We start from the raw sequence: 21,799 nt of genomic DNA, 5'->3' as shown, positions 1-21,799 counted from the left end.
GAATCCATTCATCTGTTATGTTAGGGGCATTATATTATCACTTTTATCCTCCTCATATATATAGTCATTAAAGCATATGCATTAGCGGATAAATCACCTGGGTATTTGCCCTGAATCTCAAGGATTATATGCCATAAGAAGGTTTTTACAATATATAATTAATATTAATAGGACTGGATGCCTGTTGAATCTAGCTAATTACATAACATGGTCTTAATACTTTTTCACTTACTACACCATGTTGGACGCATATTAAAAAGCTGTCGAGACTTTCTCGACAGCCTGAGCTTTCTTAAAAAAGGTTATTTACTTACTTTTACATCTATTATTTCTCTTTCCTTACAAGTAGTGAACAGCTTTCCACATGCGCAGTCTGAGGAAACATATCTAATGGCTGAATATACTTCACTTCATACATGTGGCTGATGGCTTGTAAATCTTTTGCCAATGTAGAAGGATTGCAGGATACATAAATAAATTTTTTTGGTTTTATTTTTAAAAGAGTTTGTAAAAACTTCGAATCGCAGCCTGTACGTGGTGGATCTACAATAATTACGTCTGGACTCCATCCTTGTTTTAACCATTTTGGTAAAATATCTTCCGCTTTTCCTGTTTCATACTTGGCGTTCTGGATACCATGTTTCAAAGCATTTTTCTTTGCGTCTTCAATTGATTCAGGAATTATATCCATTCCACGAATTTCTGCAGCACCATCAGACAGCCATAGTCCAATGGTTCCAGAACCACAATAGGCATCCACAATTTTTTCCTTTCCAGTGAGAGCAGTGGCTTTTTTTACTTCATCATAAAGTTTCACTGTTTGTTCGGGATTTAATTGAAAAAAAGCACGCGCTGAAAGCTCATAAGTGAATTCATTCATTTTCTCGTCAATGAATTCTTTTCCCGTAATATTAAGCGTTTTTTCTCCGAAAACGAGTGATGTTTGCCTTGGGTTAATATTTTGCATAACCGAAACGACTTCGGGTAGACGTTTTTTGATTTCTTCCGCAATCATTTCTTTGCGCGGAAGTTTTTCCCCTGCTGTCACGATGACAACTTGAACTTGTCCAGTTTGTACTCCTACGCGAGTAACGATCGTTTTCACAATACCTTTTTTCGTTTTTTCATTAAAAACGGGGACCTTGAAGTCTTCAAAAATTTGCTTTATTGCATTATTTACCTTATTGGTTGCAGGATGCTGTACGATGCACTCAGGGACACTAATTAGCCGGTGGGAATTCAAACTATAAAGCCCAGCCACAATTCTTCCGTTCATTTCTCGCAATTGAAATTGGCTTTTATTACGATATTTCCATGGATCTTCCATACCAATGGTTTCACGTATATCTAGATCTTCGACATTGAATTTCGTATGTCTTTCAAACGCTTGTAGTAAGATATCTCGTTTTTCATTTAACTGTTGATCATAGCGTAAATGCTGAAGCTGGCAGCCGCCACATTGCTCGTATACAGGGCAAGGTGCTTTTACTCGAAATGGAGATCGTTTTCGGACCTTTTTTACGATGGCTTCTGAAAATTTAGGATGAACTTTTACAACTTCCACAACAACTTCTTCACCAGGTAGTGCTCCAGGGACGAAAACAACCTTCTTTTTAAAATAGCCAACGCCTTCACCATTGATTCCAAGTCGTTTTATCGTAAGGGGGAATTGTTGATTTACTTTGATTATCGTTTCATTCTCTTTTGTCATATAATCACTCATTCTACTATTAATTCTTTGATGGGCGGTTCAATACTTCTCCATAAATAGAGGGAGGCATAGCTTAAATATGGATGCCATTCGCTGCTATATTCCAACATCTCTTCTTTTGTAGGCTTCCGATCAAGTTCGTATAGTTCTTTAATCGCATTTTGTAAACCTATATCTGCAAAAGGAAATAGATTAGGTCTTCCTAGTCCGAATAAAAGGAAACATTGAACGGTCCACGGGCCGACTCCACGAATTTTTATTAATTCTTTCATAATTTCTTCATCAGACAGTTTTGACAATTGCTCTAAATTTATTTTGCCATTTACAATTTGTTTAGCGAGTTCTATTACATATTCCGCTTTTCGCTGACTAAATTTTAATGGTCTTAACATTTCTGGTTCCATATTTGCGATTGTCTCTGGTGATGGATAAAAATAAACATCGTCAATGTGGAAGCCAAATGTTTTAACAAAACTTTCGGTCAAGGAAATGGCAAATTTCATATTCACTTGTTGATGAATAATCGATTTTACTAACGTTGTAAATGGTGAAAAATCTAATACTATTGGTGTTCCTCGATGATTTTCGAAGATTTTATTCAAAGATGTTGTTAAAAAGTGATTCTGAATTTTAGCCAAAGACGTGTTCCATTGAAATATTTCCGAAATTTTTTCTATGATATTTAATTTTGTTTCATCATATTGACCGCTGACTAGGAATGTTGGTTCGTCTGTTGATCCAATTGCCTGCACTGTCGCCACTTCAGGCACTGTATGATAAATAGGGACTTTAACGTAACGATTTTTTTGGTTCACAATATTTAGCGGATCCATTGACAATCTACTTAACGCCAAATCAAAATCATATGGGCCGGAAAACTCTATTTTTTCTTGCCACATTAAAATCTCCCCCAAATGGTTAAATGTTTATTCATTATACCATCGTGGGGGGAGTTTTTTCACTTGCATAAATTGAAACTCTTATTGTAGGAGTCGAAAAAGACGTTAATGAGCTATAATTGGGTTTTTCACTTTTTCCTTCAGCATATAATCATCAAGACTTTTAAAAATATACCCACGCTTTTTTAAGTCTTTGATTACTTTTTCCAACGCATCTGCATTATCTTTGGAAACAGTGTGCAATAACACGACCGCTCCTGGGTGAACCTGTGCCATAATATTGTCATAGGCGTACTTCCAGCCTTTTTGTTGGTTAATTTGCCAGTCTTTAAACGCCAAAGACCATAAGACATGAACATAACCTGCATCTTGTGCCACTTTAAGGGTGCGTTCGCTCAAAATTCCTCGTGGCGGACGTAAATACTGCATATTCGTCTGCCCCGTAACTTTTTTGGTTTCTTCCTTCACTTTTGCAAGCTCTAATTTTATTTTTTCATCACTAATTTGGGTCATATCCGGATGACTCCATGAATGGTTCCCAATAATATGCCCTTCATCTGCCATTCGTTTCGATAATTCAGGAGCACTCTCTAAGTAATGCCCGGTAACAAAAAAGGTAGCCGGTACTTTTTCCTTTTTCAAAACATCTAAAATTTTTGCGGTATAACCATTTTCGTATCCATTATCAAACGTTAAATATAATATTTTTTCGTCGGGGCTCCCCTTATAAAAAGCTCCATATTTTTCAAGAAGCTTATCATATTGCTCTCCGGCATCTGCCTGCCTCTCATTAGCCCCTTTTTTAAATCCCCAATGAATCGGTTTATTAGTAATAGCATGAGTATTCCCAGCATGAAAAAATATAAGAAACAAAGTTGGTAATATTAACAGCCACTTTTTCATTTCCATTCCACCTTTCACTCTTTTTCTTTAGATTTTTCCATCCTCAAAAAAACATTCCTGACAATAAAAGGGACAGGTTCAATTGAACCTGTCCCTTTTGGCCCCGTCCCCTTTCACCCTGTCGCCACTTTAATTTGCGGTGAAGGAGAAGGAGAGGTGGTCTTGGATTGGGAGCCAAGCGCCTATTTTTTGAGAGGTTACGTTTTTGACGGCTATTTTTCGCTGTGTTCCTCGAATGACTAAGTATACTTCTCCATATGTTACTTCTCCTTTTTCTATTAGAGCTGGTACATATGCGTGTAAGTAGCCGACTCGCTTTGGATGAACATTGTAAATTTGTGAGTGCTTTGTGCCTGCGCCAATAACTGTTTCTGTCGCAACGGGTAGATTTGTTTTTTCCATCGCTTTAATTAGCATCATTTTCTGTACATCTTCTGAATGTGGAACTCGACCTGTTAAGCCGCCTTTAACCCTTTTTTGTACTTGTTGAACGTAATTAATTTGGTGGTTTATTTTCCCAGCTGTGTTATCGTAAACATTCGTGTTTATTTTTTGATATTGCCAATTTGGAATTGTTTCAGCTGATTTGTAATTTAATGGCCATTCCCCCATATAAATCGTTGCACGCATTCCGATTGAAAGCGGGGACTTATTAATGGAGGACTCATTCAATATACGAATTAAATTCGGATTATCAATTGCTTCGTTTGAAGACTTGAACAATTCTTTTGTAAAATTGCTTGGTTTTAAATAGATTAAATCTTCCATTTCGTTAGGTACTGTATTTTCTTTTGCTATATTTACCACAGATGATGGCAGTTGAATGGCTCCTTTTTGTTGCCCTTTTGCAAATGAAAATTCGGTAGGTCCCGATAAAATTAAGAGAAATATAATCATTAACTGCAATCCAAAGCGATATTGTTTCATAAAGGCAAACTCCTTTCATCATTTACCTTTATGTTTTTCCGAAAGTTGTCTGTTTATCCACTTCACAACAAATAAAAACCGATTCCCATGATAAAGTATGCTGCAAGCAAGGTTGCACCTTCAAACCAGTTTGATTCTCCATCATTAACAATTACAATCGTCAGTAAGACGGAAGTAGCCATTGCTATTACTTCAGGCAACGTAAAGATGAGTGGCATGGAAATAGGAAAAAACAAAGATACAATTACGAGAATTGGAGCAACAAACATGGAAATTTGAAGAGTCGATCCTACTGCAATTTCTACTGCAACATCCATTTTATCTTTAAAAGCCATTAAAACTGCTGAGGCATGTTCTGCAGCATTTCCGACAATTGCTACAATGATAACACCAATGAATAGCTCGCTCCATCCAAATTTTTCTCCTACCTCATGAAACGTATGAACAAGTTTTTCGGAAGTAAAAGCTACAGCCAATGTAGCAATACCCAAAATGAGAATGGCTTTGCCTTTTCCCCATTCAGGTTCTTCATGCTTAATATTTTGTTTCGATTCTTTTGTGTTGTAGACGCCTCGATGAGTAACTAATTTAAAGTACAAAGCAGCTATATAGAGGATAATCATAATAATCGATACACCAATACTCAATGTAATGGTTTTGGAATCGTTCATATTTTTCGAAAATAACTCTGGAATAATAAAAGCTACAATGACCGCAAACATAAGCAGCCCAGAATTATGTCTTGCATCAAACACATTGAAATTTTGACGTTTAAACTTTAAACCTCCAATAAAAAAGGATAACCCCATTACAAGTAGAAGATTTCCGATTACAGAGCCTGTTAAAGAAGCAAGCACAACACCGATAAGCCCGGCCTTTAATGAAAAAATCGAAATAATTAACTCTACAGCATTTCCAAACGTGGCATTCAATAATCCGCCAATCCGTGGTCCTACTACAATCGTCAAACTTTCAGTAGCTCTCCCCATAAAACTTGAAAGACCGATAATAGTAAGGCATGACAGACCAAATATCAATATACTTGGAAACTGCAATAACGAGCCGATAACAATTAAAGGAAAACCAATGAAAACGACAATTAGAAATATTCTATTTACCAAAGCCTTCAATTCCTCTCTAGTTCTTAAAAAACGTGCAAGCTGCTTGCATAACACATTTAAATCGCGAGTGAAATTTATTAACTTTCCACCATCAATCACATCTGGATAGCGGCGAATACTACATATCCGCCCAATCTTTTTCCAAATGCCTCCTTAGTTTATACAATATAACCGTAATTCCATTCATTTAACATTTATCTTTTTCTCTTGAAATAAGGGAGTTTATTTCTCCACCAACCATAATGATTAAGGCAGTGATATAAAACCAAAGCATTAATACAATGATTCCTCCTATACTTCCGTATGTGGCTGAATAGTTGCCAAAGTGAGAAATATAAAAGGAAAAGCCAATTGACACAATTATCCACCCTATACTTGAAAAAATGGCTCCGGGAACTGCCGTAATGCATCTTATTTTAATGCTTGGAGCTAAATAATAAATAGCAAGAAAAACAATGAATAAGATGACAGGGCTAAGAGCCCAGCGTACTACTCCCCAAACTTTCAAAAAAATGTCTGAATAACCTAAGGTTGAAAAAAGGAATATTCCTATTTGTTTTCCAAAAACAGGTATCAATAACGCAAATATAAATACGAAAATCATTGCAAAAGTAAAAGCTATTGCAAGTGATCTTGCAACAAAAAATGAACGTTTTTCCTTAACATCATAGGCGCGATTCAAAGATTTCATCAATGCATTCATTCCATTTGATGCAGACCAAAGTGTACCAATAATTCCAACTGTCAATAAACCGCCACTTCTATTTTGCATAATTTCATTAAGTGTCTTTTCGATCATCAAGATAGTTTCAGCTGGAGCAACATCCTTAATTAAATTAAATATGTCCTGCTGGGTTAAAGGGGTAAATGGAAGCAGCGTAACAACAAAAAAGAGTAATGGGAATAAGGAGAGCAAAAAGAAATAAGCTAATTGTGCAGCCATTCCAGTAACATCATTATCCAATATTTTACGAATCAATGGTTTCATAAATTTCATTAGTTTATTTTTTTCTTTTCTAATTTTTAATCTTGCCTTTCCCACATTACCACCTCAATCTCTAAGTCAAGCTTTGTATATGTTTTACCTTTCTAAAGAGCAATAAAACATAAATTAAAATAAAGCTTGACATACCCATACATTTTTCTGAATAATTTAAGTTGAAGCAAGATTAAAAAAGGAGGGAAAGCCTGAAATGTCGGATAAGATTTTAAAAGTGTTGGAAGCAATTAGTGGTCAAGTATGGGGAATACCATTGCTCATCCTTATTGTCGGTACTGGAATCTACTTAACTATTAGAATCGGATTTTTACAATTAAGACTTCTCCCCTATTCGTTAAAGCTTGCATTTAGTTTTAAACAAGATAAAAAATCAGAAGGCGATATTTCTCATTTTCAAGCATTAATGACAGCGCTTGCAGCAACAGTGGGAACAGGTAATATTGTTGGGGTTGCTACAGCAGTTGTTTTAGGTGGACCAGGTGCTGTCCTTTGGATGTGGCTATCTGCATTTTTTGGTATGGCTACAAAGTACGCCGAAGCTGTTTTAGCCGTAAAATATCGAGTTGTCGATGAGAATGGTGAAATGTCGGGAGGACCGATGTATTATTTGGAACGAGGCTTGAAACAAAAATGGTTAGGAGTATTATTTGCCATTTTTGGAGCGATTGCTGCATTTGGAATTGGAAATCTTGTTCAATCCAACGCCGTTTCCAAGGTTGTTAATACGACTTTCCATGTCCCGTCAGCTGTTACTGGACTTGTGTTAATGGTCTTTGCTGGGCTTGCAATTATTGGGGGAATCAAAAGTATTGGAAGGGTAACTTCCTTCTTTGTTCCTTTTATGGCAGTATTTTATGTAATCGGTGGACTAATTATTTTAGTGATGAATATTAATTTAATCCCAGAAGCAGTCGGAGTCATTTTTTCTGATGCATTTACTGGAAAAGCTGTTGCCGGTGGAGCAATCGGAGCCGTTATTCGATATGGGGTTGCTCGTGGAGTCTTCTCCAACGAAGCAGGTCTTGGATCTGCGCCAATTGCTGCCGCGGCCGCTAAAACGGATATGCCTGGTCGTCAAGCTCTCGTTTCCATGACTCAAGTATTTATCGACACCCTCATTATATGTTCGATTACAGGAATTACGATTGTTATGGCAGGGTTATACGGTGACACATCAATTGAGGCAGGAGATTTAACTACTGCATCATTTGCTCATTTCCTCGGAAATACAGGATCCATCATTGTTGCACTTGGTTTATTGTTTTTTGCGTCTTCTACGATTATCGGTTGGTCCTATTATGGAGAAAAATGTTTCTCCTATTTATTCAATGCAAAAATAGTGATCTATTATCGAGTTATATTTGTACTAGTTGTTTTCATCGGAGCGATTATCGAATTAGAAATCGTTTGGACATTCTCAGACATTATGAATGGTTTAATGGCCATTCCAAACTTAATTGGACTGTTAGGTCTCTCTGGTGTCGTCATACATGAAACTAGAAAAGTGTTAAAAACGATTAAAGAGGAAAAAGCGGAAATGAAAAAAAGCGCTTAAAACCTAAAATACCTTTCCTTGCTTGGGAAAGGTATTTTTTCATACCTGGAAATTACAGATTGGAACCTTGTTGGATAACTTTTAAGCAGGTAGTTCACGTCTAGTTCCAGCGCCTAGCGACTAGCAAACTTTCAGTTTCTTCCTACGATAAGTCAACATCGGCTCGCCTTTAGGCTCACTGTGTTTCCTTTATCTCGTCAGAACCCTAAAAAGTTTGTACGTCGCTGTACAGGCGCTTCTGCTTTTGTTCTTGACAATACTTATCCTACATGGAAGGATAGGTATTATGGACGACAGAGAGGATGAAAGTTATATGGATTTATCGAAAAACACCCCTGAAAATATTGAATTTATGGTTAATGAAATTGTAACAAAGATGAAGATGGTTAATATAGGAGCAATTAAATCAGATAGCATGGATTCTGAAATGTATGAGGAACTGCATGAAATCTATGAAATGGTTATGAGAAAAGATAATTTTAGCCCGAGTGAAATGCAAGCGTTGGCTGAAGAACTCGGTCGATTAAGGAAAGTAAAATAAGGAACTGCGCCTCAATAAAGAGGCGCAGTTCACTTTTTTATCTAATGATAGAAGGCTCTCTATCTACCATACAAAGACCTTTTAGAATGGAAAGCATTTTTCTAATGTCTTTTTCTCCTACATCATTAATACAAGAAATCTGCATCCAATTTCTTTCATTTAAATAAGAACTTTCATAATGAAGATTGTACCCATTCAAATATAAATTATCTCCTAGCTCTTTTGCAGAAATCTCTTTTGGCAGCAAAATCGTCATGATTGGGTTTGCAGAATCACTTTTTTCAGATAATATCGTTAACCCAGCTTCCTCCACGCCGTTTCTTATCAAATCATAGCGCTTTTCTATAATATCAAACTCTACTTCAGGGCTTTTATATCTTTTTAACGCCTCAGCAAGCGCAGTTACTAAATTAGAAGATTGAGAATAAGGAATGCCATCAGCTGCTGCATAAGCACCTAGATCCAAATATCTTGGAAGATTTTTATTCGGACTCACCTGTACATTATGGAAGACAAATGAAAGACCTGAATAACTTGCCAAGGCTTTTCCACTGACTCCAGAAGCAAATAATACACCATCTAAATTCAACGGGACTGCTCCGATTGAACTAATGCAATCTAGTGAAAGTTGTAAATTGTTTGATTCACAAATGCTTTTAAGCAACTCAATATCATTTAAAACGCCAGTGGACGTTTCACAGTGAACTGCCCATAACCAATGATGCACACCACTTTTTACAGCTTCTTCAATATGCTCTTTACGAAAAGGGGTTCCCCATTCTGTTTCAACAATATCAAAATCAAGGCCAAATCGTTCTGCATGATTTACAAGCCGCTCTCCAAACTCGCCATTAACTAAAATTAACCCTTTTCCTGACATCAACGATAATTGTCCAGCTACAACATCATTTGCCAAAGTGCCAGTTCCATGTAATATCTGGACATACTTTGCATTAGCAAGTGTAGTTAGCTTATTTTGGACAGCTTGCAGAAGCGTTTCAAAACCTTTTGATCTATGTGAAAATGGCGATGCCGACAGTGCTGCCTTTACAGATTCGGAAATGGTTGCAGGTCCAGGTAAAAAATTCACCTGCTCCTTTAATATTCTCCCAGCAATCCCTTCATCAAAAGTTGTCTTTGTAAGATACATAGGCTGGAACGCCGCATCTTCATCACCAGTTAAATACGCAAATGGCTGGAATCCCATTTGTCCATATAGTTTTTGCTCGCGTGTAGTACCAGATATAAGTGCTGCATCGTACCCCAATTTTAAGCAGTAACGTATCAATGCCTGTGCCAAGCCTAAAAAAGCCCTTCCATTTCGATATTGAGGATCCACAGCTAAAAGTCTAATTTCACAAGGGTTTTCAACTATAACAGGCAAATGCTCCTCGACCTTGCCTATTTTTCCGTCCAATGAAAACGGACGGTTACTTCGTACACAGATCATTCCAATTAGTTGTTCGTCTTTCATGCAGACAATATATTTATTTTCATTATGAAACTTATCTATTAAAGTACGAGATTCATTTTCATTATGCTGAGGAATTTCTTCCACAAAAGTTCGGTAATTTAGTTTTAAAATTTGTTCGAATTCTGATTGTTTAGTAGCTATTTTATAAATTAAGCTCATCAGCTGATGTTCCTTTCACTGAAAAATTTATCTCTAATATTTTGCCGATGTGCAAAAATAACAATGGCAGAAAGTAAAATTGCGGAAAGAATTAAGTATAAGTCGAATGTAAAAAAATATATTATGGCTGGCAAAAAAAGGACAGCAGACATACCGGCTAAAGTTAAACTTTTTAAAAAGAAATAAGATAAAATAAAGACGCCTGCGAATGCAGAAAATAATAATGGATCAAAAGCTAATAGTCCTCCTATAAAAGTTGACATGCCTTTCCCACCTTTAAAATGAAGTAGTATGGGAAAAATGTGTCCAAGTACTACAAAGAATAATGCAAGAATTTGAGCTTCAACACTGAATTCGAGCCATTTCGAAATTAAAACTACGATAGCCCCTTTACCTGCATCACCTAAAAACGTGATGACAAAAGCTTTTTTGCCAAATATTCTACCCGCGTTCCGAGCACCTACATTCCCACTCCCTTCCAAATGGATGTTTTTGTGAAAAAAAAACTTAGCTAAAACAAAACCTGTTAAAATGTTTCCTACTATGTAAGCCCCTAAAAACAAAAGAGTCTCTCTCATTTTACTTCCTTTTTTAAATTGGTTATTTTTTAATAATATTAACATAATTTTAAAGTTTTTGTGTCAATTTTTGTAAAGCTCCCTTTATCTTCACACCATTGTGATAATTTCTTTCATGTATTTTTGATAAAATGATATAGGAACAATTTGAAAGAGTGAATATGATGACAAAAATTATTGTAATATATACGAGTATGACAGGTAACACCGCATTACTTGCGGAAGAAATAATAAAAGGTCTAGAACAAATGAATGTGGAAGTTACAGTCAAGGAAGCATTTGACTCCATCCCGACTGATTTACTTGATTATGATGGTTTTTTAATTGGAACATACACGTGGGAAGGCGATATCCCTGATGAATTTATGGATTTCTTTGAGGAATTGGATCATATAAATTTGTTGGAGAAAAAAGCTGCTATTTTTGGCTCTGGAGATTCTTATTATAGATCTACTTTTGGAGCGGCAATAAAATTATTTTCGGAAAGAATAAAGGATATAGGTGCTGATATACTACTACCTAATCTAATAGTTGACGTTTATCCAGATGAAGGAGAACTTTTGAAATGTAGAGATTATGGTAGAAAATTTGCAGAATTAATAATAAGCAGTTAAAAAAATCGGGGAATGAACTTCCCCGATTTTCTTTATTCGACGTCATTTTTATTTCGCGGCAAAATTAATACTTCAACACGACGGTTTTTTGCCCTACCCACTTCTGAATTGTTATCACCTATAGGTTGAAATTCACCATATCCTTTTGCGCTAAACCACTTTGGATCAAGGTTTTCATCCTCAAGTAGAACTTTCATGAAATTAACTGCCCTCATGACACTTAACTCCCAATTCGATTGAAAGCGAGCATTTCCAATCGGTACATTATCTGTATGACCACTAATGATGATATTTCTAGGAGGATCCATTTCTAGTAAAGTAGCTAATTCATTTGCTGTTTTTTTATCAGCTTCCCGCACTTCCGCTTTACCAGATTGAAACAGAACATTATCACGAATCGTGAGGAGAAGTCCTTCTGTCGTTAAAGATGTATCAAATTTATTATTCAGATCATTTTTTTGAATATATGCATTTATTTTTGATTGAATGGCTTCAAGTTCTTTCTGCTCTTCTAAATCTAGAAAGATCTCATCCTCTTGAACTGGCTTATCATGATCTTTATCTTCTTCTTTTTCCTTATCCTTATCTTTATCTGTTGGTTTTGGGTGGTCCTTGCTATTGTCATCATTTTCTATCGGCTGCTGAAAGTCCATTGGACCCGTTCCTCCGAGGAAAATACCGTTAAAAACTTGTGAGAGCTTTTGAAACTTCTGTGCATCTACAGAACTTGCTGCAAATAGGACGATGAATAACGCCAATAACAGTGTCAGTAAATCTGCATAAGGAAGAAGCCACGATTCATCTGTATGTGGCCCCTCTTGCTTTCCTCTTCTACGCCTGGACATTTCGGCTTTCACCACTTTCCTCAAATATTTCCTTTCGTTCTGAGGCAGGGAGGTAAGAGGCCAATTTTTGCTCAATGACGCGAGGTGCTTCTCCTTCCAATATGGATAAAATACCTTCGACCATCATTTCTTTAATCCGTACTTCTTCTTTCGATTTACGCTTTAATTTATTGGCAAATGGATGCCACCAAACATAACCGGTGAAAATACCGAGCATAGTAGCCACGAATGCTGCTGATATAGCCTTACCAAGCTCATCTGTATTATCCATATTTCCAAGAGCAGAAATTAATCCAATAACGGCACCAAGTACCCCAAGCGTTGGTGCATATGTACCAGCTTGCGAGAAAATAGAAGCCCCGACAGAGTGGCGCTCTTCCATAGCATCAATTTCTTCGTTTAATACATCTCGAATATAATCCGCACTATGTCCATCTACTGCAAGACTCAAGCCGTTTTTCATAAATGGATCTGCAATTTCATCAATCGATGCTTCTAATGCAAGCAAGCCTTCTTTTCTAGCCATCTGGGCTAGATCGGAGAATTCGCCGATAAGATCCTTCGCATTATAAGAATTTTTATCCTTAAATACTATTCCGAATAGTTTGGGAACCTTTTTTATTTCTGAAGTTGGAAAAGCAGTAACTACACTAGCCGTCGTCCCCACTATAATGATTAGTATAGCTGCAGGATTAATAAGTGCTCCAGGACTAACACCTTTTAACACCATCCCCACACCAACTGCTACCACTCCAAGAATTAATCCAATAAGCGATGTTCTATCCATAATGTTTCACCCTAAACTTTATAAATGTCTTATTCTATATATCGACAGATAGAAACAAATTTGAATCACTTTTCACTTAGAAAAACTTTTTTTCAATTTTGCTCTCATACTGTTTAAATACAGAAGAGTTTGTTTTGATTCTTTTTTTCGAAAGTAAACTGTTATAGTGGAGGATTTTTTCGTTTAATTTTCTTTTCAACCCTTTGACTTCCATCTCATCTTCCGTCTTACGAATTAAATCTTCTATCGTCATTATTTCTTTTTTCACATCCATCTCATCAGGCGAATACCCAGCGTTCTTCATAATCCTGTACGCCATTTTCAAATTATCCGGAATACCTTCCAATGAATCTTTTGGCAGTGGCTTTCCCATACCAGGAAGATTGTCAAATTCCCCTTCCTCATAAGCTTTGAGAATTCGTTCTTCAGATATCCCTCCAAATTTATCCATGATTCCGCCTCCTTTTTAACTTTGCTTTTATTATACCTTCTTGTAGGAAAAGGTTTGCATGGTAAAAATGACAAAGGAGTTACGATATGGTGCTGCATTGGATTTAGAAAGAAAGCGATTTGAACACTTCATTGTGACCTTTAAAATGAAGATATTAACTTTGAGGGCAGGATAAGCAGTGCATCGTTACCTTTGAAGCTAATAATTTCGATGTAAGAGAACTTTGACATAGATTATATTTTTAAACAGTGGGAAATTTTGTGAATTCAGTGATTGATTGAGGCTAAAAACGATATGAATTTAGGTTCCGGCCTTATTATTGCTCGACTGTGACTGAAATACGAAATAAGCATCCGTTCTGTCCTTATTCTCGCTCTATCGAGACTGAAATTCGAATTAAGCATCCGTTCTGTCCTTATTCTCGCTCAATCGAGACTCAACTCTGAAATAAGTATCGTTTTTGTCTTTATTCTTACTCAATCAGGACCGAAATCTGAAATAAGCATCGACTCTGTCCTTATTCTCGCTCAATCTAAACTGACAAACATATATTTGCGCAAAAAAAAAGAGAAGCGTCTGCTCCTCTTTATTCACTATATTGATATCTTTTTTCAAGGTAGGACTGCCCTAGTTCAACAATCGAACAAATCCCCCAATAAATCAACGCTACAAGAATATACATCGTCATGTAATCGAATTCCCTGCCCCCGACAATTTTTGCACGATTGAAAAGATCTGGGACCGTAATCATTGCTGCTAAGGACGATGCTTTTATTAAATCCAATAATACGTTCGATAATGGCGGCAAAGCTATCCTGGTCGCTTGTGGCAAAATAATCAATTTCATAGTTTGCCAATAGGACAAGCCGAGAGCTTTAGAAGCTTCCCATTGTCCCTTATTGACAGCGGTCAGGGCTGAACGATTAATTTCAGCCATATAGGCTGCAGAATGTAGGCTAAATCCTATCAAAGCACATGTAATCGCACTGAACTCAATTCCTACCATGGGAAGTCCGAAATACAATAAAAACAAAAAGACAAGCATCGGTGTTCCTCTCATGAAAGAAATATAAATTCGAGATGGCCAATTTAGAATAACTAACTTTGACATGCGTCCTAGCGCTAAAAAGAATCCAATCAATAATCCTACTATCATTCCTACAAATGAAATGAGGATTGTGTACCATATTCCCTGTATTACATACGGAAAGGATTTAATGGCAAGTGGAAGGTCGAAAATATATTGCCATTGAATATTACTCAATTTTCCAACCCCCACTTACTGAAAATCAAGATCTTGTTTAACAGAAACATCTGCTCCATTAAAAAATTTCTTAGATAGTTCGGTAATCGTTCCATCTTCATGCATTTCTTTTAAAACTTCATTGATTTTCTTTAAAAGTCCATCATTATCTTTTTTCATTACAATGGCCATTTCGCTAGGATGATACTGAATATCAGGATGAATCGTAATATTCAACTCTGGAAATGCCGCAAGAGCCAATGTTTGTAAATAATAATCATTTAAAATTACATCCGTTCTTCCAACGGAAACATCACGTAAATAAACCTCATTTGTCGCATTCTCATAGATTACTTCTTCTGCACCATGCTTTCGAGCAATGTCCATATATATAGATGTTGCTGCTCCTGCTGCTTTCTTTCCTTTTAAGTCTTCCAACTTTTTAATTCCGGAAAGATCATCTTTACGAACAATGGCTGTACCATACGAATATTTATATGGATCTGAAAAAGAGACTTTCTCTTTTCTTTCATCCGTTATTTCTATATCATTAGCAGCAATATCAATCACGCCACTCTTCAATGATGTTAAAAGACCATCAAAGCCCATTTCCTTAAACTCGATTTCAACGTCCAATCTTTTAGCAAGCTCTTTTAAAATTTCAGCTTCAAAACCAGTTAAATCATCAGAATCTTGTTCGTGATACGAAGTGGGATAAAGAGTTCCAGAAGTACCAGCAATGATTTTGCCTCTTTCTTTAATCGCCTCCCAAGAATTTTTATCTTTAACTGAATTTTTTGTTCCTGAAGAATTTTTATCCCCACTTGAACAGGCCGATACGAAAAATATAGCAATTAATACAACAAGTGAAAATAAGAAACTTCTACTTTTTAGCATTTCCATCCCCCTAATATAATTCCTAGTATTCCTACCAGTATTATTCAACCTTATAAAATATACATGGGAGTAGGAAATTTTGCAAATGATGTCCTATTTTTAAGCTAAATTTAATAATAACTTTGCCATCGTGAAATAAATGATCAATCCAGTGCCATCTACTAATGTAGAGATAAATGGTCCGGAAACGACAGCAGGGTCAATTTTCAATTTATGCAAAATCAATGGCATTACAGCTGCAACAATAGAAGCCCAAATGACTATACATATTGCAGTAATTGCCACAACGCTCCCAATGTCAAAGCCTACTCCTAATATTTGAGCACGAATAAATGCCACAAGCCCCATTACTGCACCAAGAAGAATACCAGTTGATAGTTCTTTCCGCAACACTTTGAAAACATCTTTGAATTCCACTTCCCCTACAGCCATTGCACGAACTAATGTAGTTACGGTCTGTGTTCCAGAGTTTCCACCAGTTCCAATTAATAATGGAATGAAAAAAGATAGTGCAATCACTTCATTAAGTGTGTCTTCATAGTGTCTTAAAACATTTCCGGTATAGGCCTCGGCTACAAATAAAATGAGCAACCAGCCAATCCGCTTTTTAAAAACGCTCCAAACAGAGTTTTTAAAATAAGGCTCTTCTAGCGGTTGACTTCCCCCTAATTTCTGAATATCTTCGGTTGCTTCTTCGTGGATAACATCAATCAAATCATCAACGGTGATAATTCCGATCATACGAGAATCATGTGTTACAACAGGGATTGCAACAAAGTCATATTTCGCTAAAATTTCAGCAACTTCCTCTTGGTGCATGTCAACTGTTACAGAGATGACTTCTTCAGTTAAAATTCCCTCTAATTTCGTCTCCGGTTTTTCTAAAATAATTTCTTTAAGGGATACTACTCCTGCCAATTTTCCATGTGTATCAATAACATATATATAGGAAACAAGTTCCGCATCGTGGCCAACCTTTCGAATATGTCGTAATGCATAGTCAATCGACCAAGTTTTTCTAGCTCCGATATAATCTACTGTTGCAAGACTTCCAGCAGTATCCGCTTCGTAAGTCATCAGTGTTTTAATTTTTTCACGGTAATCAGCCGGAATATATTTCATCAATCTTTTCGTCTGATGTGGATGGATAGCAAGGAGCAAATCCACCACTCTATCACTTGACATATGATCAAGTAATTCAACCGCATTGTCTTCAGACAAATGATCCATAATTCGATACTGTAATTCTGGCTCTAGATATTCAATAATTTCAGCACCTAAAGTAGATGGAGCTATTGTAAAGAAGCTGATTTGATCATCGTACTCAAGGTCAATGACCATTTCCGCCAAATCATATGGTTGATACTTCTCAATATATTCATCAAACTCTTTATTTTTCATTAATGCGATTTTTAATTCTTGTGTCATGTTTATTACCCCCAGTTGCATTAATTGACCATGAGGGCAGCTGCCATTCTCCATTTAGTGATAATGATTGGTGAAGAACCAACTGCCCTCATTTTGCGATATACAATTATGAATGTACAATTATCCGGGTCTCCTTCCATCATTATCACCTCCTTTGAGAAAAGCAGAAGCGCCTTGCTCATCGACGTACAAACTTCAGGTACTTTGACTGAGATAAAGGAAACACGACGAGTCCGATTGGACGAGTCGATGTTGACTTATCGTAGGGAAAAGGACAAGAAGTTTGCTAGTCGATAGGCGCTGGAGCTAGACACAAATTTACTATTTATTCATTTTCTCCTTACTGCAAAATAAAAATCCTCCCTAAAAATCATTAGGGAGGACTCACGTGAAAAAATCCCCCCTGTTGAGTTTTAGCACTGTACAACGTAGAGCATTCGCTCAGCCACATTATGTCATGCCTTAAGTCGACAAGACCTGTTCTACCCATTGGCATCTCTCGATGTTTTTGGGCAGTGGCTTATGTTTATACAGGAGCCTCACCTAACGAGGAATCATTATTTTTTTATCCTTATATACTATAATGCCAAATATCACACTTAATCAAGTGGCAGTTTCACTATTTTATTTAAGTGCCGCAACTTCTTCTGTACTAACATGATAGGTAGATAAAAACTTTTAATGCTTGTGTGTTTTTATCAAAATCGATACTTAAAACCGCCCCAACATCGACAAGTTCATTTGTTAACGTATCTTGTAGAGGTATTCTTAATGTCTCCATTGATATTTAATCCATTTACGTCTAGCTTTCTTTTTTTCTATTCTTCCCATAAGAGGTATCACCGATCTGTACGATATAACCACTTTCAAAAAGCTAGATGTTCTTCATTCTTTTGCAAGTAATTTGATTACGATGTTTACGGCAATCGCATCATCTAAATAGCCAATAGGAAAGATGTAATCAGGAATGACATCCACTGGAATAATAAAATATAAGAGGGTACCTCCAATTAAAGCTAGTTGATACTGAGTGCCTTTGCTAAGGCGAAACTTCTCAAATAAATCTTTTAATTGGCTAATAAATGGACCAATGCTACCTACTTTTTGCAGCTTTTCTTCAAAGCCATTATGGATGGTATCTCGTCCTTCATCAGTTTGTGAATATTGGCCGTAATTCGTGATTTTCTGTTCAACATTTGCTATCGAAAACTCATTATCATATACATTAGAGGATTCAAGAAAACTTTGAATCATTTCAACAGACTTTTGAATTTCAGAATGAGCCTCTTCTTCTTTATGTTCGATTGGGTAACCAGCTGCTTCAAATAACTCAGCTAATGGAACCTCTAGACATTCCGAAAATTTTTCTAAGTGTTGAAGATTTGCTTTTCGCTTGCCGTTAATGATTCTAGATATCGTAGCTGTATCGATTTCAGTAAGTTCACTAAATTTCCTCATTGACAAAGAACGATTGTTTAATAATTCTCTTAACAACAAACCGAGTTTATTATTTTTATTTATCTCAGACATGTGTTATTTTCCTTTCAAACTTATTTTGTGAGAATGATTTCGGTTGTCAGATGAGATGCGAACATTTCCAAATCTAGTATAATAACAAATCATTTTGTTTCTTGAAAAAGCTACCTACATCAAACCCATGTGTTCCTTTAACCCAGTCTGTATCTTGGTCCTTTCTTCTTCCGAAACAATATAATACCAAATGCCATCGATCATTGCGCCGGTCCCTTCAATTTGAAACTGTTCAATATGTTGACGGGCATCTCCATAGTTTTTTTGCATTTCTTTCATTTCATCAAACGAAATGTTCGTCTCAACATTTTTACTCAATGCATCTAGTATATCAGTATATTTCCATAGTGTAGACAAGTTTGCTGCTTTATTCAAAGCACCTTGGATAACTAAACGTTGGCGCATTTGACGTCCAAAGTCTCCACGTGGGTCCTGTTTGCGCATCCTGACAAAGTCTAATGCTTCTTCCCCATTCATGCTAATTTGACCAACCGGAAAATGATTTTTTCCAACAGAAAATTCATAATCATTATTAACATCTACCCCGCCTATCGCATCGACAATATCTTTAAATCCCGTCATGTCCATCTTCATATAGTAATCTACCGGAATATCAAGAAACTTCTCTACTGTATTCATAGACATTTCCACATCACCAAATGCATACGCATGATTAATCTTATCATCGATCCCCTTGCCGACAATCTCCACACGGGTATCGCGTGGAATACTTAGCATATCCATTGACATCTTTTCAGGGTTAACCGTTATTAATATCATTGAGTCTGAACGCCCCTTTTCTCCTTCATCCGCATCAATACCGAGGATAAGGACTGAAAATGGATCTTTCTTTTTCAATGAAAGCTCTGAGGTTCTCTCCACTTCAGGGCTACGGTCAATCGGGCTATGAACCTTATTGGCTGCATTATTTAAATTTTTGTAAACCGAAAATCCATAAGTGACTACACCTGCTATAAGAAGAAATATAGTTACTAAAATAATCTTTATCGTTTTTTTACTCTTTCTACGTAACTGTCTTTCCATCAATTCATACCTTCCCTCTATACATTTAATTCTCAAAATATAAGTATGTAATGTTTTATATTCATAATTGTATTTACAAGCCAAATCACCGGTTATAAAAAATATACTTCAAACGTTGACATTTTGTCAATTTAATTTTGTTGAATTAACAACCCAAAAGTTTAGTTTCAATAAAATAGTAGCTTTGATGGCAGTTAATGTTTCCGTTTATTCAATACAATATTTCTATATTGACAATTTTATGCTTGGTTTTTCAATTTATTAAACGATAATCATACACGGTTTGAATGAATCTCAATATAATAGTAAAAAAATGATGAGGATTAAGGGATGAGCTCATTTAAAGGTATGGTTGACAAAACCATATTGAGTCCTCTGGAGGTGATTAAGATTGAATAAGTATACAAGACAATCAATCTTTTTTTTAGCGGTCCATACTGTTTTTTTTCTAGACTTAACACTTTATTTTATTTTCCGATGATTCACGTTCAAATTGAGAAAGGTCATTCGTTTATAGTCTTACGAACTAATAAACGAATGACCTTTTTAGCATAAACTCTTCTTTATATCGTAAAATATTAAAAACGAAAAAGGCATGTGAGTATTGAAAAATGTAAGATAAACTTTCACATGACTCACAGCCCATTTTGTTAAAAGAATGCAGTGAAAGCGATAACCAATATGATGGCTCCACTTAAAACCGTTCCAAATTGTCCCAAAGTGAATGATCCAATCCGAACTTTGGCTACCTTTGCACCTAAATTCACACCTGCCCAAACACTGATAAAGCTTCCGATTGCAGCTGTTAAAGAAATAGCAAGTGGTGATAAACCAAGCAAACCAGCACCGAGTCCATTCGTAAGCGCATTTGCGGATAGCGCAACCCCAAGAAGGACTGCTTCCCCCCATCCAATATATCCCGACTTATCGAGATCTGCTAGTTCAGGATTTTTTAATATCTCTTTAATTCGATTGGAATGCTCATCTGTTTTGTTAACCACATTTACAGTTTCTTTTTTGCGAGGGGTCGCCAATAAAATGATCCTAATTCCAATAACAAATAATAAAAATGATCCAAAGATAACTGGGAGCATACCCGGAAGAATTTTTGAAAGCCAAAGCCCAAATGAAATGCCTGCCATACTAAACAGAAAGCAAATCACAGCAATCATAAAGTTCGGACCAGTTCTGATGTGTATTTTGCGAATTCCATAAGAAATACCTACTCCTAAATTATCAATGCTTGATGATACTGCAAAAGCTAAAATGATAAGCCACATAGACCAAATTGTCATTTTAAAAACACTCCTCTATTTTTTGTTACATGTTATTGTTCAAATTGAATAAATGTGCTTATCCACCTCAAAACCGTTGACAATTATTCAACATATATTATTAAAACAGAAAGGAGGTTTTATCATGAACAACGAAAATCTTGGTAGTTTAATAAAATCATTGTTAAAGGAACGATCGCTTTCAATGAGGAAGCTAAGTATGCTGACTGGAATTGACACTGCTACGATTTCAAGAATTGTAAATAATAAGCAGATGGCGAAACCTTCTCATTTACAACAATTTGCGAATCATTTAGGCGTTCCGATGGCAGTACTGTTGCAAGCTGCAGGATATGACATTGAAAAAGTTGAAAATAATACTATGGAGTCTGATATGTATGAATCAATTGATACGATACATCAAGTTCTTGTAACCTCTAACTTTTTAGGGGATACATTTAAAATAGAGCAAGTTCATCAAGAGTTGGTAAAGTACGAACAGTATGCACTAACTGAAGAAGGAGAAAAAAGGATTCGTGAAGAGTTTGAGGCGAAAATGGAACAGGTAAGAGGAGCAGGTCCATTTATGAATGAGTTGAAAAAAATGCATCAAATTTACCTCGATGAACATACATCTGAGGAAAAACGATCAATCCTGGGAAGCGCACTCCTTTATTTTATTTTATCAACAGACATTATACCTGATTACGTTTTTCCGTTTGGGTATTTAGACGATGCCATTGCTGTACAAATTGTAGCAGACCGCGTTTCAAAACTTGAAAATAGTAGTGAATAATAAAAAAAGATGTGCTCATTAA

Annotated in this window: 23 protein-coding genes and 1 riboswitch; of the genes, 4 read left to right on the top strand and 19 right to left on the bottom strand. The window is 36.1% G+C overall.

Going from position 1 to position 21,799, the window contains the following annotated elements; genetic code table 11:
- Window positions 1-325: 325 nt before the first annotated feature.
- From rlmD to KHA97_RS21005, 6 genes are all read right to left on the bottom strand, one after another.
- Window positions 326-1,711, bottom strand: a complete 1,386-nt coding sequence (gene rlmD, locus KHA97_RS21030) for a 23S rRNA (uracil(1939)-C(5))-methyltransferase RlmD (RefSeq protein WP_213126754.1) — start codon at window positions 1,709-1,711, stop codon at window positions 326-328.
- An 8-nt stretch (window positions 1,712-1,719) separates the two neighbouring features.
- Complete coding sequence (locus tag KHA97_RS21025) at window positions 1,720-2,610, bottom strand: DNA-3-methyladenine glycosylase family protein (protein ID WP_213126753.1); 891 nt, start codon at window positions 2,608-2,610, stop codon at window positions 1,720-1,722.
- A 105-nt stretch (window positions 2,611-2,715) separates the two neighbouring features.
- Window positions 2,716-3,513, bottom strand: coding sequence for a delta-lactam-biosynthetic de-N-acetylase (gene pdaA / locus KHA97_RS21020; RefSeq protein ID WP_213126752.1), 798 nt, complete (start codon window positions 3,511-3,513; stop codon window positions 2,716-2,718).
- A 129-nt stretch (window positions 3,514-3,642) separates the two neighbouring features.
- Window positions 3,643-4,440: a YfkD famly protein gene (locus tag KHA97_RS21015; RefSeq protein WP_213126751.1), complete on the bottom strand. Its 798-nt coding sequence runs from the start codon at window positions 4,438-4,440 to the stop codon at window positions 3,643-3,645.
- A 62-nt stretch (window positions 4,441-4,502) separates the two neighbouring features.
- The gene (gene cax, locus KHA97_RS21010) at window positions 4,503-5,561 is read right to left on the bottom strand and encodes a calcium/proton exchanger (RefSeq protein ID WP_213126750.1); all 1,059 of its coding nucleotides are present in this window, start codon (window positions 5,559-5,561) and stop codon (window positions 4,503-4,505) included.
- A gap of 187 nt (window positions 5,562-5,748) precedes the next feature.
- Entirely contained in the window at window positions 5,749-6,558 is an 810-nt protein-coding gene (locus KHA97_RS21005) for a YihY/virulence factor BrkB family protein (RefSeq protein ID WP_213126882.1), read from the bottom strand.
- A 196-nt stretch (window positions 6,559-6,754) separates the two neighbouring features.
- On the opposite strand from KHA97_RS21005, the gene KHA97_RS21000 reads away from it, so the two are divergent.
- Together KHA97_RS21000 and KHA97_RS20995 are read left to right on the top strand one after the other, a co-directional pair.
- On the top strand, window positions 6,755-8,116 hold the full coding sequence (locus KHA97_RS21000) for an alanine/glycine:cation symporter family protein (protein WP_213126749.1): 1,362 nt from the start codon (window positions 6,755-6,757) through the stop codon (window positions 8,114-8,116).
- A 313-nt stretch (window positions 8,117-8,429) separates the two neighbouring features.
- Window positions 8,430-8,657: a DUF1128 domain-containing protein gene (locus KHA97_RS20995; protein ID WP_213126881.1), complete on the top strand. Its 228-nt coding sequence runs from the start codon at window positions 8,430-8,432 to the stop codon at window positions 8,655-8,657.
- A 37-nt stretch (window positions 8,658-8,694) separates the two neighbouring features.
- Here the strand turns inward: KHA97_RS20995 and KHA97_RS20990 are convergent, their stop codons facing one another.
- Both KHA97_RS20990 and KHA97_RS20985 read right to left on the bottom strand, forming a co-directional pair.
- Window positions 8,695-10,290: a GNAT family N-acetyltransferase gene (locus KHA97_RS20990; protein ID WP_213126748.1), complete on the bottom strand. Its 1,596-nt coding sequence runs from the start codon at window positions 10,288-10,290 to the stop codon at window positions 8,695-8,697.
- Complete coding sequence (locus tag KHA97_RS20985) at window positions 10,290-10,868, bottom strand: glycerol-3-phosphate acyltransferase (RefSeq protein WP_213126747.1); 579 nt, start codon at window positions 10,866-10,868, stop codon at window positions 10,290-10,292. The genes KHA97_RS20990 and KHA97_RS20985 overlap by 1 nt, the downstream gene beginning before the upstream one ends.
- A 164-nt stretch (window positions 10,869-11,032) precedes the next feature.
- On the opposite strand from KHA97_RS20985, the gene KHA97_RS20980 reads away from it, so the two are divergent.
- Window positions 11,033-11,482, top strand: coding sequence for a flavodoxin (locus KHA97_RS20980; protein ID WP_213126746.1), 450 nt, complete (start codon window positions 11,033-11,035; stop codon window positions 11,480-11,482).
- Window positions 11,483-11,514: 32 nt separating this feature from the next.
- Here KHA97_RS20980 and motB read toward each other — a convergent pair whose 3' ends face one another.
- The 11 genes from motB to ytaF form a co-directional block, all read right to left on the bottom strand.
- Window positions 11,515-12,327 (bottom strand): flagellar motor protein MotB, encoded by an 813-nt coding sequence (motB, locus tag KHA97_RS20975; RefSeq protein WP_213126745.1) that lies wholly within the window; start codon window positions 12,325-12,327, stop codon window positions 11,515-11,517.
- Window positions 12,314-13,114 carry a flagellar motor stator protein MotA gene (gene motA, locus KHA97_RS20970; protein WP_213126744.1) on the bottom strand — a complete coding sequence of 267 codons (801 nt, stop codon included), beginning with the start codon at window positions 13,112-13,114 and terminating at the stop codon, window positions 12,314-12,316. Before motA ends, motB begins: the two co-directional genes overlap by 14 nt.
- Before the next feature lie 76 nt (window positions 13,115-13,190).
- Window positions 13,191-13,565, bottom strand: a complete 375-nt coding sequence (locus KHA97_RS20965; RefSeq protein ID WP_213126743.1) for a DnaJ family domain-containing protein — start codon at window positions 13,563-13,565, stop codon at window positions 13,191-13,193.
- Between the two features lie 586 nt (window positions 13,566-14,151).
- Complete coding sequence (locus KHA97_RS20960) at window positions 14,152-14,829, bottom strand: amino acid ABC transporter permease (RefSeq protein ID WP_213126742.1); 678 nt, start codon at window positions 14,827-14,829, stop codon at window positions 14,152-14,154.
- Between the two features lie 15 nt (window positions 14,830-14,844).
- Window positions 14,845-15,705: a transporter substrate-binding domain-containing protein gene (locus KHA97_RS20955; protein ID WP_213126741.1), complete on the bottom strand. Its 861-nt coding sequence runs from the start codon at window positions 15,703-15,705 to the stop codon at window positions 14,845-14,847.
- Window positions 15,706-15,804: 99 nt separating this feature from the next.
- Window positions 15,805-17,133 (bottom strand): magnesium transporter, encoded by a 1,329-nt coding sequence (gene mgtE / locus KHA97_RS20950; RefSeq protein ID WP_213126740.1) that lies wholly within the window; start codon window positions 17,131-17,133, stop codon window positions 15,805-15,807.
- Window positions 17,134-17,153: 20 nt separating this feature from the next.
- On the bottom strand, window positions 17,154-17,276 hold the full coding sequence (locus KHA97_RS24345) for a hypothetical protein (protein WP_267912466.1): 123 nt from the start codon (window positions 17,274-17,276) through the stop codon (window positions 17,154-17,156).
- Window positions 17,277-17,525: 249 nt separating this feature from the next.
- Window positions 17,526-17,691, bottom strand: a riboswitch (M-box (ykoK) riboswitch).
- 94 nt (window positions 17,692-17,785) lie between these two features.
- On the bottom strand, window positions 17,786-17,914 hold the full coding sequence (locus tag KHA97_RS24340; protein ID WP_267912465.1) for a hypothetical protein: 129 nt from the start codon (window positions 17,912-17,914) through the stop codon (window positions 17,786-17,788).
- Between the two features lie 104 nt (window positions 17,915-18,018).
- Window positions 18,019-18,663 (bottom strand): DUF1232 domain-containing protein, encoded by a 645-nt coding sequence (locus KHA97_RS20945; protein WP_213126739.1) that lies wholly within the window; start codon window positions 18,661-18,663, stop codon window positions 18,019-18,021.
- Between the two features lie 114 nt (window positions 18,664-18,777).
- Window positions 18,778-19,707: an LCP family glycopolymer transferase gene (locus KHA97_RS20940; protein WP_213126738.1), complete on the bottom strand. Its 930-nt coding sequence runs from the start codon at window positions 19,705-19,707 to the stop codon at window positions 18,778-18,780.
- A gap of 650 nt (window positions 19,708-20,357) precedes the next feature.
- Window positions 20,358-21,002 (bottom strand): sporulation membrane protein YtaF, encoded by a 645-nt coding sequence (gene ytaF, locus KHA97_RS20935; RefSeq protein WP_213126737.1) that lies wholly within the window; start codon window positions 21,000-21,002, stop codon window positions 20,358-20,360.
- Between the two features lie 124 nt (window positions 21,003-21,126).
- Here ytaF and KHA97_RS20930 point away from each other — a divergent pair, with 124 nt between their 5' ends.
- On the top strand, window positions 21,127-21,777 hold the full coding sequence (locus KHA97_RS20930) for a DUF1232 domain-containing protein (protein WP_213126736.1): 651 nt from the start codon (window positions 21,127-21,129) through the stop codon (window positions 21,775-21,777).
- Window positions 21,778-21,799: the final 22 nt, after the last annotated feature.

The organism is Lederbergia citri (assembly GCF_018343625.1).
Classification (GTDB): domain Bacteria; phylum Bacillota; class Bacilli; order Bacillales; family Bacillaceae_C; genus Lederbergia; species Lederbergia citri.
This window is presented reverse-complemented; position numbering and strand designations above follow the sequence as displayed.